The following is a 13,834-nucleotide window of genomic DNA, read 5'->3' as shown; positions in this document are numbered from 1 at the left end:
GCCACCGTCTCAGGCCGCCGCCAGGGTCGCCCCCCGTTGGCGCTGGATGAGATACGCCAGCACCGTCAGGCCAAGACCGGCCAGGTCGGTCCAGAGGCCACCCTCGATCATCAACAGCGCGGCGGCCACCAGCATCAGGCGGATCAGCCAGGGCGCGCGGGCACGGGCGAACCAGCCGATCACCCCACCGGACAGCAGGTAGACCCCAAAGGTGGCGGTGACCAGGGCACGGGCGATCTCGAACCAGCCAGCCTCCATCAGCAACGCGCTGTTGTAGAAGAACATGAAGGGCACGATAAAGGCCGCAATCCCGATCCGGAACGACGCCACCGAGGTTTCCATGGCATTGGCACCGGAGATGCCGGCCGCCGCGTAACTGGCCAGCGCCACCGGCGGCGTGATGGCCGACACCACGGCAAAATAGAATACGAAGAAGTGGGCGGTAAGCGGCTCGATGCCCAGCTGCACCAGGCCCGGCGCGACCACCGAGGCGGCGACCGCGTAAGCTGCGGTGGTCGGCATGCCCATGCCCAGCAGAATGGAAATGAACATGGCGAATATCAGCGCCAGCAGGTGGCTGGCGGCGGCCACGTCCAGCAGCAGGGAGGAGAACCGGGCACCGACCCCGGTCAGGGAAATCACCCCCACGATGACACCGGCGGCGGCACACACCACGATGATCTGGATCGACATGTAGGAGGCTTGCTCCAGCGCCTTGAGAATGGACTTCAAGCCCATCTTATTGGGCGAGATCCAGCTCACCACAGCGGCGGACACGGTCGCCAGGGTACCGGCGCGGATCACCGAATAGCCCAGGAACAGGGCCACCACCAGAATGATGATCGGCACGAACAGGTAAACCTGACGCATCAGGCGTCCCAAGTGCGGCAGCTCGTCCGAGCGCATGCCACGCATGCCCAGCTTCTTGGCCTCGAAGTCGACCATGAAGTAGACCGAGGCGAAGTAGAGGATGGCCGGAATCAGGGCCGCGATGGCGATCTCGGTGTAGGGAATGCCGGTGATCTCCGCCATGATGAAGGCACCCGCGCCCATGATCGGCGGCATGATCTGACCACCGGTGGAGGCCGCCGCCTCCACCGCGCCGGCGGACTGCTTGCTGTAGCCCACCCGTTTCATCAGCGGAATGGTCAGGGAACCGGTGGACACCACGTTGCCGGCGCTGGTGCCGTTGATCATGCCCATCAGGCCGGACGCGAAGATGGACACCTTGGCCGGTCCCCCACGGGAACGGCCCGCCGCCGCGAACGCGAAATTCACGAAATAGTCCCCCACCTTCGAGGACTGCAGGAAAGCAGCGAAGATGATGAACAGAATGATGTAGGTGGACGACACCGCCGTGGTCGGCCCCAGAATACCGGCATCGGTATAGACCTGGCTGAAGAACCGCTGCACCGACAGGCCCGGGTAACCCAGGAAGCCCGGCAGGTAGGGGCCGGCGAAGACATACGCCAGGAACACCAAGCCAATCACCACCAGCGCCAGCCCGGCCACGCGCCGGGTCAGCTCCATGATCAGGGCGGTGCCGGCGATGGCGGCGAAGGAGATGCCAACCGGGGCAAAGGACGTCCCTGTCGACATACGCATGGGGGTGTTGTACACCACCAGGAAATACACCGCGACCGCCAGCGAGGTCACCACCAGCACCAGGTCCGGCACGCTGAAACGGGCACGGTCACGGCGGTGGAACCAGGACATGACGATGCCGGTACCGGTCGCCGCCAGCAGCGGCCAGCCGAAGTGCCAGGTTTCCAGATCCGGCGCGATCCGCATCGCGCCTCCGCGAATCGCCTGATAGAAGGCGAAGCCCTGGTACAGGGCGTACAGCGCCGGCAGCAGGGCCACGGCGCTGATCCAGGTGGTCCAGCGGCGCCGGGCCTCGCCCTCGTCCGCGGACACGAACCGGGCCCCGGCAAACAGAATGAACCCCAGCACCAGCGCCCCAGCGATGTGCACGATACGGAACGACCAGGTTTCCAGCGGGGCGATGTTCAGGGTGTACAGGTGAAACGCCGAATAGGCGATGGCCAGCAGGACGACAAATTTCAGCAAACCGCCCTGAAACAGCCGGCGGTTGGCCTCGACCGGCTCCTCGTCCACGTTGTGGGCGAGCATGTGGTCGTCGTCGGTAATGAGGGTTCCCGGTGTTTGCCCGAGGCGGTCTTGGGATGGGTGTTCAGTGGTCATGTTTAGCCCTGTTTACAGAAAAACCGTGTCGGCCCCTGGCCGACGGCACGGCGGAGGGCCGCCCTCGGCGGCCCTCCGGCTCGGGTCGGTTACTGCTTGATCATGCTCGCGTCGATGGTGTAACCGTGTTCGTTGAACCAGCGCGCAGCGCCCGGATGCCAAGGCAGGACGTTGTTCTTGCTGTAGTTCTCGGGCACCGAGTTACGAGCAGCCTTGTGGATGGAGACCATTTTGTCGTTGTTCTCCATGGTCAGCTTGGTCACTTCGTACACGAAGCTCTCGGGAACGTCACAGTTGACCATGGCGAAGTTCCACATGGACACCACCCGGGACGGCGCGTCCAGAGACTGATAGGTCGATGCCGGAATGGTGAACTCAGAGACCGGGAAGGCCTCGGTGATCTTCTTCACTTCCTCGTCGGTCATGCCGATGATGTTGACCTTGGTCTGCACCTCCAGCTGGCTGACCGCCGGGATGGGGATGCCGGCGGCAAAGGCCACCACGTCGATCAGGCCATCCTGCAGCTGTCCGCCCAGATCCGACCAGCTGCCGTTGCGGCGCTCGAATTTCACGCCCAGGGTTTCCATCATGCGCGGGAAGTAGGTGTCGGACGTGGAGCCGGCCGGGCCGAAACCGATGGTGGCGCCGTCGGGAATGTCGCTGATGGAAGTAATACCGGAGCTGGCCAGGGCGGTGATGGAGAACGGCGTCTCATACATCGGGAACATGGCGCAGACGTTGTCCATTTTCATGCCCGGAGCCAGCGGGCTGTTGCCTTCCAGGGATTCCCGTGCCGGGCCCAGGGTCGTCAGGCCGAACATCAGATCCCCGGTGTGCACCAGCGCCATGTTCTGCATCGGCCCGCCGGTGATCTCGGCGCCGCCGGACACGCCCAGATTCTCCGCCACGAAGTTGGCCCAGCCGGAGCCGTACGCGAAGTAGGTTCCGCCCTGGCTGGCGGTGCCTACGGTGAAGCTCTCGGGCCAGCCGGAACGGTCCTGGGCCTGGGTTGCGGTCGACATTACGAGCGTGGAGGCAATGGCCGCCGCCATCACAGCTTGGGTTTTCATAGGAAAGGCTCCCTTGTCATTCTGGTTGTCGGGTGCTTGACGTGACCGTCAGGGTCACGGTGGCCCTGAGAGGGAGCAAGGAGCGGACCAGTTTCGGAAATTACTTACAATCCAGCGAGTTAGATGAAAATTCCGGCGCTGCCCGATGGGCAAATGGGTGGGGATTCACACACGCCGGCCCAGCAAATGGGTGGAGTTCCACACACGGGCACCGCAGGCGCCCACCTCTGACGTTTACGTCAAGGAAGCACGCGTGCTACCAGCGCCCCTGCAGCGTCGCCACAATCTTGCGGCCATCCGCCCGGTCCCGGTGCTCACACAGATAGATGCCCTGCCAGGTCCCCAGGGCCAGATGGCCATGACTGACGGGCAAGGTCAGGAAGGGGCCGATCAGCACGCTCTTGATGTGCGCCGGCATGTCGTCCGGCCCTTCCATCACGTGCGCGTAGTGGGGCGCCTGCTCCGGGACCAGCACGTTGAAGTGGCGCTCGAGGTCGCCCCGGACATCCGGATCGGCGTTCTCGTTCACCGCCAGCGACGCCGAGGTATGCTGGATGAACAGGTGCAGCAGCCCCACTTCGCAGTTGGCCAGGCTGGGCGCCTGGGCCAGCACCTCGTTGGTCACCAGGTGGAAGCCCCGGGGCAGGGGCGGCAGTTCGATCAGCGTCTGATCCCAGATCATGGCATCTCCTATCGGTGTTCCGTCATTTTTGCAGTTCGTCCCAGGGATGGACCGGCACCACCGCCTCGCTGACTTCCGTTTCCACTTCGCTGAGGAAGTAGTCCATCACCTTTTCCGCCTCGCTCAGCTCATCGAACCGGGCAATGTGGTAGATGGCTTCGCCCTCATTCACCAGCGGCAGGTTGTTGACGCAGATGACAATCCCGGAACAGGGTGCGATCACCGCCACCTCGGTCTCGCCGAAGGGGTCGGCGATCATCGCCAGCTTCTGGCCCTTACGGACCTTGTGTCCCAGCTTAGCCACCGGGCGCATGATGCCGTCCATGTCCGCCCGCACCCACTGGGAATTGGCGGCGGTTTCGGAACGCTTCTTGGGGGCCCGCGGGCCTTTCTTGGCCGGGATCATATCCAGCGCCCGCATCACCCGGATCACGCCCTTGGTCCCGCTGGCGATCACCACCTCGTCAAAGCGCAACGCCTCGCCGCCCTCGAAGGTGATGACCGGAATGTCCTGGGAGTCGGCGTAGGCCCGCAGGCTACCCTCGCGGAGGCTGGCGTTGAGGATGATCGGGGCACCGAAGGCCTCGGCCATGCGGATGGTCTCCGGGTTGGTCAGCTCAGCACGGATCTGGGGCAGATTGAAGCGGTGAATGGCCCCGGTGTGCAGGTCGATCAGGTGTGTCACCTTTTCCATGATCTGGGTGCGCAGCAGGTAGGCGATCCGGCCCCCGAGGGAACCGGATTCACTGCCGGGGAAACAGCGGTTCAGGTCCCGCCGGTCCGGCAAGTAGCGGGTCCGCTGAACGAAACCGAAAACATTGACGATGGGCACCGCCAGCAGGGTACCGCGCAGGTAGCGCAGGGCCGAGTTGGTCAGTACCCGGCGCACGATCTCGACACCGTTGATCTCGTCGCCGTGGATGGCGCCGCACACCATCAGCACCGGGCCATCCCGGCGCCCGTGCACCACCTCCACCGGGATGTGCAGAGGCGTGTGGGTGTAGAGCCGGGCCACCGGCACCTCCACCAGTCGGCGGGTACCGGGGGGCACCTGCACCCCGGCAATTTCAAACGGCGCGCGGGCCATGCGTTACCCCTTGCCCTTGGTTCTGGTTTTCCAGGGCTTGTGGTTTTTTTCGGTCCAGTTGATGATCATGCCAGCCACGTTCTTGCCGGTGGCATTCTCGATGCCTTCGAGGCCCGGCGAAGAATTCACCTCCATCACCAGCGGCCCCCGGCTGGAGCGCAGCAGATCCACCCCGGCCACGTTCAGGCCCATAGCCTTGGCGGCGGCGATGGCGGTACGCCGCTCCTCCGGCGTGATCCGAACCAGCGAGGCCGAACCGCCCCGGTGCAAGTTGGAGCGGAACTCCCCTTCCGGGGCCTGCCTCTTCATGGCGGCAATGACCTTGTCGCCGATCACGAAGCAGCGAATGTCGGAACCGCCGGCCTCCTTGATGAACTCCTGCACCAGGATATCCGCCTTCAGTCCCATGAAGGCCTCGATCACACTCTCCGCCGCTTTACGGGTTTCCGCCAGCACCACACCGATGCCCTGGGTGCCCTGCAGCAGTTTGATCACCACCGGCGCGCCGCCGACCATGCGCAGCAGTTCCGGCACGTTGTCCGGCTTGTTGGCGAAGCCGGTCACCGGCATCCCCAACCCTTTGCGGGCCAGCAGCTGCAGCGAGCGCAGCTTGTCCCGGGCCCGGGTGATGGCCACCGACTCGTTCACCGGGAACACCCCCATCATCTCGAACTGGCGCAGCACGGCGGTGCCGTAGAAGGTCACCGAGGCCCCGATCCGGGGAATCACCACGTCGAAGTCCTCCAGCACTTCCTCGTGGTAGTGGATCTGGGGTTTGGCGGAGGTAATGTTCATGGAACAGTGCAGGCAGTCGATCACCCGCACCTCGTGGCCGCGGTTGATCCCCTCTTCCACCAGGCGACGGGTGGAGTACAGGTTCTTGTTCCGCGACAGTACAGCAATTTTCATGATTCAGTCCTTAGCACCGGCTGGCCGGCAAGATAGGAAGCTTCAGGGTAGATCACCGAGCGTCCGGCCATGGCCGTGCGCCCGAGCAGCATCCGGAACCGCATGGAGTCCCGGTTGGTCAGCGTCATTTCGATGGGCCAAGCCTGGTCGCCCACCACCACCGTGGTTTCGATCACCAGGCGCAACTCCCGGTGGCCACCGGAGTCCGAGACGGTGCGCTCGTCCAGCACCCGGGCATCGCACTCGGCCACCTCATGCAAGTTGTTCTGGACCGGATGCACCCAGAACCGGACCCGCCGCTCCCCGTCCCGGGTGTAGGGTTCGGTCCGGAACGCGTGCAGGCACGAGGTGCGGGCGCCGGTGTCCACCTTGGCCTTGATTCTGGGGATGCCGAGATCCGGCAGCGCCACCCACTCCCGCCAGCCCAGGGCGACCTTGCGGTCAGCCGGCGTCGGCGGGGTCGTTTTGCTGGTGTCATTGGTGTTTTTCTGCATCCGGTACATCCTTTTCTCTGTGCATCGGCGACAGCAGTTCGACCCGGAACGGCGCCGAGTGCGTGCCGGCATACACACTGGTATGGGGAAATGGAATCTCAATGCCCTCTTGGTCCAGCGCTTTCTTTATCGCCACCATCATGGCGCTGCGCCCTTCCAGCACCTTGTCCTTGGGAACCCAGTAGGAAAACTGCAGATCCACGGACGAAGGCCCAAAGTCGGTGACCAGGACAAACGGACGGGGTTCTTCCAGGCATATGGCGTCCCGCTCGGCCAGCTGCAGCAGCAGGGCCTCGACCCGCTCCACATCCTCAGCGTAGGCAATGCCCACCGTCAGGTCGAGCCGACGGATCGGGAACCGGGAGCGGTTCACCACCTGGGTTTTGATCAGGGTTTCGTTGGGGATCCGCACATACAGGTTGTCCGGCGTGCGCAGTTTGACGCTCAGCAGGTCGATCCCCACCACCTCGCCGATGGTGGCGTCCACCTCGATGAAGTCCCCAATCTGGAACGGCTTTTCCATCAGCAGGAACAACCCGCTGATCATGTTCGACGCCGAGGTCTGGGACGCAAACCCCACCGCCACCGTCAGGATCCCGGCGGCGCCCAGCACCACGTCCAGGGAGAACCCCGCTTCCCGCAGCGCGGCCATCGCGAACAGCAGGAACACCAGGTAGAACACCAGCCGGCGGATCATCGCAGACTGATGACGGGAGGCCCGGTCGGCCAGCAGCGAGCCGGCGCTGCGTCCCGCCAGGGACGCCAGCAGCAGTCCCAGCAGCAGCAGGAACAGGGAACTGAGCCACTGGCCCCAGGGAATGTCGGTCAGTGCCTGGGACAGGCCAGCCTGGATATCCTCAATCATGCCTCATGCTCCGCGGGTCATCAGCCAAACATCCGGTCGAACGCCCGCACCAGCCGGCCCCGGGAAATCTTTTCTCGCGCCTCGCCAACGGCGACACAGGCGCCGGCGGCCTGGTGCAGGCCCCGCTCCACCCGCAGGCTCGCCGAGTTCATGTCAGTCTCGCACTCCACCGTCACCCCCGGCGTCCACAGCTGCCCCTTGTCATTCAGGTACAGCGGCAGCAACGGCGTCGGCAGGCTGAACCGTTCCAACAGCAACGGCTCGGTCCGGCGGTTGACGATGGTGACCGGGGTCAGTGCCCGCCAGGGGCGCTTGGGCACCGCCTCCAGAACCAGCCGGGCAAAGCTGGAGGAGGTGTAGCACAGTTCCCCCTCCATGGTGTTGCGACCCACCCAGGTCATCAGCGGCGTGGACAGCGGGATCTCCGTCAACACCGTCCGGGCCGGACCGGCGCAGACCTTCATCCAGACCATGGTACCCACGTAGATCACGCACCGGTGGCCGGCCGGAATGGTCAGCGGCTGAAACGGCCGGATCACCGTCGGCCGATCCGCCAGAGCCGGCACGAAGGTTACCGTGCCGGTACCACGGTCCGACCGGATGAAGCGTTGCAACGGTACATCCTGCGCCGGCAGCACATGGCCGACCCGTTCGGTCCAGTCGAAGGGATCACCTTCCGCCTGGATCGACCGGACCCGGATCTGCCATTCCAGGTCCAGCAACGTCACCCAGAGCTGGACATGGCCCAATTCGTGATACTGGGTTTCACCGGAAGCCAGCGTGTAGGGCTGCGCCCAGACACCGTTGCGCCGGCCTTCGGACTCCTGCTCCATTCGGTACCGATCCTCTGCTGCGTGGAAGGCAAATATCGGTTAACTATAATCCAAAGGCGCGGCGCCAGCGAATATCCAAGTTAGTGATTTTATTGGTGCAGCCACGGTAATTACCCGTATTCCCCAACCCCGAACACGGATACGCCCATGACAGAACTGGTCTGGTTTCGCAACGACCTCCGCTTGGCGGACAACCCCGCCCTCACCGCCGCCTGTGCCGGCAACGCACCGGTACGTGCCTGCTTCATCCTGACCCCGGGCCAGTGGCAGGCCCATGACTGGTCACCGGCTCGGGTGCGCTTCGTGGTGGATCATGCCAACGATCTGGCCCGACAACTGGCCCGCCTCGGCATCCCGATGCATTTCCTGTGGGCGGACCGGTTTGACGATGCCCTGGACCGGCTGATCGAGCACGCCCGGCAGCACCGGGTTCGTCGGATTCATTTCAACGAGGAGTACGGTATCAATGAACGACGCCGCGACAAGGCGCTGAAACAGCGGGCGGAGCGCGACGGCGTGGCGGTAAACAAGTACCGGGACCAGAGCGTTGCCCCGGTGGGCAAGATCCTCACCGCCCAGGGCACCCCTTACACGGTGTTCACGCCCTTCTCGCGACGCTGGCGGCAATGGCTCGACCACCAGCCTCCGCAGGTCCTGCCGACACCGCGGCCCCGGGCCGAGGCACTGGAACCGAAGCCCATCGCTGCCGTGCCGGACGGTTTCGACCCGGCGCCCCCGGCCCTGGTGGCCACCGGCGAAGCCGCCGCCCACGCCCGGCTGGCCCGGTTCCTCGACGCTGCGGCCGGGCACTACAAGACGCGGCGGGACGTCCCGGCCCTCGACGGCACCAGCGGGCTGTCCCCCTACCTGGCCAGCGGCGTGCTCTCTGGCCGCCAGTGCCTGGTGGCGGCCCAGGCGGCGCGCACAGCCGGCAACCGGGAAGGCGTGGACAGCTGGATCAACGAAATCGCCTGGCGCGACTTCTACATCCACATTCTCTACCACTACCCCCAGGTCAGCATGCACCGGGCGTTCAAGCCGGAAACGGAAGCCCTGGACTGGAACGGTACCGGGCCGGCATTCGAGGCCTGGAAAGCCGGGCAGACCGGCGTCCCCATCGTCGACGCGGCGATGCGCCAGCTCGCCGCCACCGGCTGGATGCATAACCGGCTGCGGATGATCACGGCGATGTTCCTGAGCAAGAACCTGTTCATCGACTGGCGTCTCGGCGAGGCCTGGTTCATGTCACGGCTGGTGGACGGGTTCCTGGCCTCGAACAACGGCGGCTGGCAATGGAGCGCCTCCACCGGTACCGACGCTGCCCCCTACTTCCGGATCTTCAACCCGGTCAGCCAGAGTGCGCGTTTCGATCCGGACGGTGAATTCATCCGCCGCTGGGTGCCGGAACTGGCGGCGCTGGACAGCAAGCGCATTCACCAGCCGTGGCAGGACGGCCCGACGGTGAAGGGCTACCCCGGACCGATCGTGGATCTGAAGGCAAGCCGGCAGGCGGCGATTGCGAGGTTCCGGGCCCTGAAGGACGGAGCCGAGGGCGGCTAGCGTCTGGCGCAGACCGGACAGCCCGGATCGGGCGTCAGGGCCATTTCCCGCCACTGCATCCGCCAGGCATCGAGCAGCAGCAGACGCCCCACCAGCGGCTCACCGACACCGCTGATCACCTTGATCGCCTCCATCGCCTGGGCGGAACCGACCAGGCCCACCACCGGGGCGATGACACCGGCTTCGGAACAGGTCAGGTCCTCGTTGCCCTGCTCGGGATACAGGCAGTGGTAACAGGGGCTGTGGGCAAGGCGGACATCGAACACCGACAGCTGCCCCTCACCCCGTATCGCGGCGCCGGACACCAGCGGCACCCGAGCGCCGACACAGGCCCGGTTCAGAGCAAAACGGGTGGCGAAATTGTCGGAACAGTCCACCACCAGATCCGCCGCCGCCACCGCCTCGGTCAGGGCCGGGCCATCCAGTCGGACCGGGTGAGCCCGGACCTCGATGCCCGGATTGATGCGTCGCACCCGCGCCGCCAGCACCTCGGCTTTGGACTGCCCCAGGTCGTCCTGGATGAAGGCGACCTGGCGTTGCAGGTTGGCCAGCTCCACCACGTCATCATCCACCAGAGTGAGCCGACCGATACCGGCTGCGCCCAGATACAGGGCCACCGGGCAGCCCAGGCCGCCGGCCCCCACCACCAACACATGCGCGGCCTTCAGGCGCCGCTGGCCGGCGACATCGAACGCCGGCATCAGGATCTGCCGACTGTAGCGCAGCAATTCCTCGTCGCTGAGCATGTCCGCCTCCTCAGTCCTTCTCCGCCCCCGGCCAGCAACCGAGGGTCAGGCGCTCCCGCGCCCCATAGTCCTGCCGGCTCTCCACCCGGGCAAAGCCGCGGGCCTGAAACAATGCCCGCACCGGCGCGCCCTGGTCGTAGCCATGCTCGACCAGCAGCCAGCCCCCCGGTACCAGCCAGTCCGGCGCCCGCTGCACGATCTCGCGCAGGTCATTCAGGCCATCCGGCCCGGACACCAGCGCCGATGGCGGCTCGAAACGCACGTCGCCCTCACCCAGATGACGGTCGCCTTCCTTTATATAGGGAGGATTGGAAACGATCAGGTCAAACCGGGCCGGAGGCAAGCCGTCGAACCAGCGGCTTTGCCACACCTGCAGTGGCAGCCCCAACGCCTCGGCATTGCACCGCGCCAGCGCAACCGCCTCGGCGATCCGGTCGCAGGCGCCCACCCGCCAGCCCGGCCGTTCCGAGGCCAGCGCCAGGGCTATGGCGCCGGTGCCAGTTCCCAGGTCCAGCACCCGGGCCTGCTCGGCCAGCGGCAGGGTCAGTGCCACCTCCACCAGACATTCGGTGTCCGGGCGGGGAATCAGCGTGGCCGGGCTGACCTTCAGCGGCAGCGACCAGAATTCCTGATGCCCGAGCAGGTAGGCGACCGGCTGGCCCGCCACTCGCCCGGCCACCAGCCGCTCGAACGCCTCGACCTGGTCCGCCGGCACCGGCTGTTCCGGCCAGGCCCGGAACCGGGTCCGGCTCAGACCGGTGACGTGACTGAGCAGCAGCTCCGCATCCAGGCGCGGGGACGCTCCGCCAATGCGGGCCACGGCATCGCGAATCAGCTGCTCACAGGTCCGGGAGGGCTTACTGGTCATCGGCCATGGAGGCCAGCAGTTCGGCCTGGTGTTCCTGCTGCAACGGCAGGATGACGGCGTCCAGGTCGCCGGCCAGAACCTCGTCCAGCTTGTACAGCGTCAGGTTGATGCGGTGATCGGTAACCCGGCCCTGGGGGAAGTTGTAAGTACGAATGCGCTCGGAGCGGTCACCGCTGCCCACCAGACTCTTGCGGGTTTCCGCCATCGCCTTCTGCTGCCGCTCCTGTTCGGCGTTGCGCAGCCGGGATGCCAGCAGACTCATGGCCTTGGCCCGGTTCTTGTGCTGCGAGCGCTCCTCCTGGCATTCCACCACCAGTCCGGTGGGCAGGTGGGTGATGCGAATGGCGGAGTCGGTCTTGTTGACGTGCTGGCCACCGGCACCGGAGGCCCGGAAGGTGTCGATGCGCAGGTCGGCCTTGTTGATTTCCACCGCCTCGGCCTCGTCCGCCTCCGGAATGACGGCAACGGTACAGGCGGAGGTGTGAATACGCCCCTGGGACTCGGTTTCCGGAACCCGCTGCACCCGATGTGCACCGGATTCGAACTTGAGGGCACCGTACACGCCGTCTCCGGACACCCGGGCAATCACTTCCTTGTAACCGCCGTGTTCCCCTTCGCTTTCGCTCAGCACCTCCACCTGCCAGCGGCGGCGTTCTGCGTAGCGGGAGTACATGCGGAACAGGTCTCCGGCGAACAGCGCGGCTTCATCGCCACCGGTGCCGGCACGGATTTCCAGGAACACGTTCTTGCCGTCATCCGGATCCCGCGGCAGCATCAGCCGCTGCAGTTCCTCCTCCAGCGCCTCGTTTCGCTCGCGGGCGGCCTTCAGCTCCTCCTCGGCCATGGCCCGCATCTCAGCGTCGCCGTCGCTGGCCAGTTCCCGGGCGGTGGCCATATCGTCCAGCGATGCCCGCCAGGCCCGGAAGCACTTCACCACCGGCTCGATCTCGGCAAATTCCTGGGACAACTCGCGAAACTTGGTCTGGTCGGCGATGACCGACGCGTCGCTCAACAACGCGCTGACCTCCTCGAAACGGTCGGCCAACTGCTCGAGGCGGGACTGAATGGATGGTTTCATAGTTTTTCCGGTGTGGTGGCCGCGTCCGGCTCCAGGGCGTCGAGCTGATGCAGCTCACGTAGCCACTCGGTGACTTCGGTGCGGCCTTCCGTAGTGGCCTTGCGGACCTGGACGGACGGTTCATGCAGCAGTTTGTTGGTGAGCCCCCGGGCCAGGCTGCGCACCACGGTCTCCGGGTCCGCGCCGTTGCGCAGGGCCCGCAGGGCCTTTTCCGTCTCCGCGTCCCGCATCATCTCCGCCCGGCGGCGAAACTGCTTGAGGGTGGAGACGGCGTCGAGCGCCCGCAACTGGTTGAGAAACTCCTGGACCCCGTCGGCGATCAGGTTTTCCGCCTCCCGGGCGGCCCCTTCGCGGGAACGGATGTTCTCTTCGATCACCTGGCGCAGGTCATCCACGGTGTAGAGGTAGACGTCATCCAGCGACGCCACCTCCGGCTCGATGTCCCGGGGCACGGCGATGTCCACCATGAAATACGGACGGTGCTTGCGCCGCTTCAGGGCCCGCTCCACCGCGCCCTTGCCCAGAATCGGCAGGGGACTGGCGGTGGAGGAAATGATGATGTCCACGTCGGCCAGGTGATCGGGGATCTCCGACAGCACGATGCCCCGGCCTCCGTGGGACTCCGCCAGGATCTGGGCCCGCTCCAGGGTCCGGTTGGCAACGACGAAATCCCGGACCCCCGCCTCCGACAGATGCTGAGCCACCAGCTCGATGGTCTTGCCGGCACCGATCAACAGTGCCCGGTTGCGGGACATGTCGGCAAAGATGTGGTGTGCCATGCTCACCGCGGCGTAAGCCACCGACACCGGGTTCTCGCCAATGGCGGTCTGGGTACGCACCCGCTTGGCCACCGAGAAGGAGTGCTCGAACATGCGGGAGAGGAAGGAGCCGCAGGCGTTGTGCTGGCGCGCCAGCGCGTAGGCATCCTTCAGCTGGCCAAAGATCTGAGGCTCGCCGAGCACCATGGAGTCCAGGCCCGCCGCCACCCGCATGACGTGACGCACCGCGTCGGCGTCCCGGTGTACGTACACCGCGGCTTCCAGATCGGCGACGTCCAGGTTGTGAAACCCGGCCAGCCAGCGCAGCACCGCCGGCGCGCAATCATCGTCGCCGGCCAGGTACAACTCGGTGCGGTTGCAGGTGGACAGGATCGCGGCCTCGCTGGCACCGGAGGCCACCCGAAGTTCGGCAAAGGCTTCCGGCATCCGTTCCGGCGTGAACGCAATACGCTCCCGAAGCTCCACGGGGGCCGTGCGGTGATTGATTCCCAGCGTTACCAGTGCCATGTCGAGCCCGAAAAACCCTGTGCTTCAAAAGGAAAAGATGGCGTCATTTTAACGACCCGCCGCCCGCCCCGCCACCCGCGGACAGCGGTCCTTCGGCAAACTCGGACGGGTTGGGCAAGCTCAGATGCTTGTGCCATTATAGTGGTTCGCT

Annotated in this window: 13 protein-coding genes; 1 reads left to right on the top strand and 12 read right to left on the bottom strand. The window is 65.5% G+C overall.

From position 1 onward, the window contains the following. Positions 1-9: 9 nt before the first annotated feature. The 8 genes from BTO32_RS13975 to BTO32_RS13940 all read right to left on the bottom strand — a co-directional run bounded on the left by BTO32_RS13975 (position 10) and on the right by BTO32_RS13940 (position 8,145). Positions 10-2,205, bottom strand: coding sequence for a TRAP transporter permease (locus tag BTO32_RS13975; protein WP_076725254.1), 2,196 nt, complete (start codon positions 2,203-2,205; stop codon positions 10-12). Between the two features lie 89 nt (positions 2,206-2,294). Continuing rightward, entirely contained in the window at positions 2,295-3,275 is a 981-nt protein-coding gene (locus BTO32_RS13970) for a TAXI family TRAP transporter solute-binding subunit (protein WP_076725253.1), read from the bottom strand. A gap of 256 nt (positions 3,276-3,531) precedes the next feature. Beyond that, positions 3,532-3,957 (bottom strand): secondary thiamine-phosphate synthase enzyme YjbQ, encoded by a 426-nt coding sequence (locus tag BTO32_RS13965; protein WP_076725252.1) that lies wholly within the window; start codon positions 3,955-3,957, stop codon positions 3,532-3,534. A 22-nt stretch (positions 3,958-3,979) separates the two neighbouring features. Beyond that, positions 3,980-5,044, bottom strand: coding sequence for a succinylglutamate desuccinylase/aspartoacylase family protein (locus BTO32_RS13960; protein WP_076725251.1), 1,065 nt, complete (start codon positions 5,042-5,044; stop codon positions 3,980-3,982). A gap of 3 nt (positions 5,045-5,047) precedes the next feature. Further along, positions 5,048-5,953: a 30S ribosomal protein S6--L-glutamate ligase gene (gene rimK / locus BTO32_RS13955; protein ID WP_076725250.1), complete on the bottom strand. Its 906-nt coding sequence runs from the start codon at positions 5,951-5,953 to the stop codon at positions 5,048-5,050. Next, positions 5,950-6,447: an ATP-dependent zinc protease family protein gene (locus tag BTO32_RS13950; protein ID WP_076725249.1), complete on the bottom strand. Its 498-nt coding sequence runs from the start codon at positions 6,445-6,447 to the stop codon at positions 5,950-5,952. Before BTO32_RS13950 ends, rimK begins: the two co-directional genes overlap by 4 nt. Beyond that, positions 6,428-7,312: a mechanosensitive ion channel family protein gene (locus BTO32_RS13945; protein WP_076725248.1), complete on the bottom strand. Its 885-nt coding sequence runs from the start codon at positions 7,310-7,312 to the stop codon at positions 6,428-6,430. Before BTO32_RS13945 ends, BTO32_RS13950 begins: the two co-directional genes overlap by 20 nt. A 20-nt stretch (positions 7,313-7,332) precedes the next feature. Continuing rightward, on the bottom strand, positions 7,333-8,145 hold the full coding sequence (locus tag BTO32_RS13940; protein ID WP_076725247.1) for a hypothetical protein: 813 nt from the start codon (positions 8,143-8,145) through the stop codon (positions 7,333-7,335). Positions 8,146-8,292: 147 nt separating this feature from the next. Here BTO32_RS13940 and phrB point away from each other — a divergent pair, with 147 nt between their 5' ends. After that, positions 8,293-9,705, top strand: coding sequence for a deoxyribodipyrimidine photo-lyase (gene phrB, locus BTO32_RS13935; RefSeq protein ID WP_076725246.1), 1,413 nt, complete (start codon positions 8,293-8,295; stop codon positions 9,703-9,705). Here the strand turns inward: phrB and BTO32_RS13930 are convergent. The 4 genes from BTO32_RS13930 to hemA are packed head-to-tail and all read right to left on the bottom strand — an operon-like array spanning position 9,702 to position 13,683. After that, on the bottom strand, positions 9,702-10,451 hold the full coding sequence (locus BTO32_RS13930; protein ID WP_076725245.1) for a HesA/MoeB/ThiF family protein: 750 nt from the start codon (positions 10,449-10,451) through the stop codon (positions 9,702-9,704). The two genes, phrB and BTO32_RS13930, sit on opposite strands and share 4 nt — an antisense overlap. Before the next feature lie 10 nt (positions 10,452-10,461). Continuing rightward, positions 10,462-11,319, bottom strand: coding sequence for a peptide chain release factor N(5)-glutamine methyltransferase (gene prmC, locus BTO32_RS13925; protein WP_076725244.1), 858 nt, complete (start codon positions 11,317-11,319; stop codon positions 10,462-10,464). Further along, positions 11,309-12,397, bottom strand: a complete 1,089-nt coding sequence (gene prfA, locus BTO32_RS13920) for a peptide chain release factor 1 (RefSeq protein WP_076725243.1) — start codon at positions 12,395-12,397, stop codon at positions 11,309-11,311. The genes prmC and prfA overlap by 11 nt, the downstream gene beginning before the upstream one ends. Further along, positions 12,394-13,683: a glutamyl-tRNA reductase gene (hemA, locus tag BTO32_RS13915; protein ID WP_076725242.1), complete on the bottom strand. Its 1,290-nt coding sequence runs from the start codon at positions 13,681-13,683 to the stop codon at positions 12,394-12,396. The genes prfA and hemA overlap by 4 nt, the downstream gene beginning before the upstream one ends. Positions 13,684-13,834: the final 151 nt, after the last annotated feature.

The organism is Marinobacter lutaoensis (genome assembly GCF_001981305.1).
Taxonomy (GTDB): domain Bacteria; phylum Pseudomonadota; class Gammaproteobacteria; order Pseudomonadales; family Oleiphilaceae; genus Marinobacter; species Marinobacter lutaoensis.
This window is presented reverse-complemented; position numbering and strand designations above follow the sequence as displayed.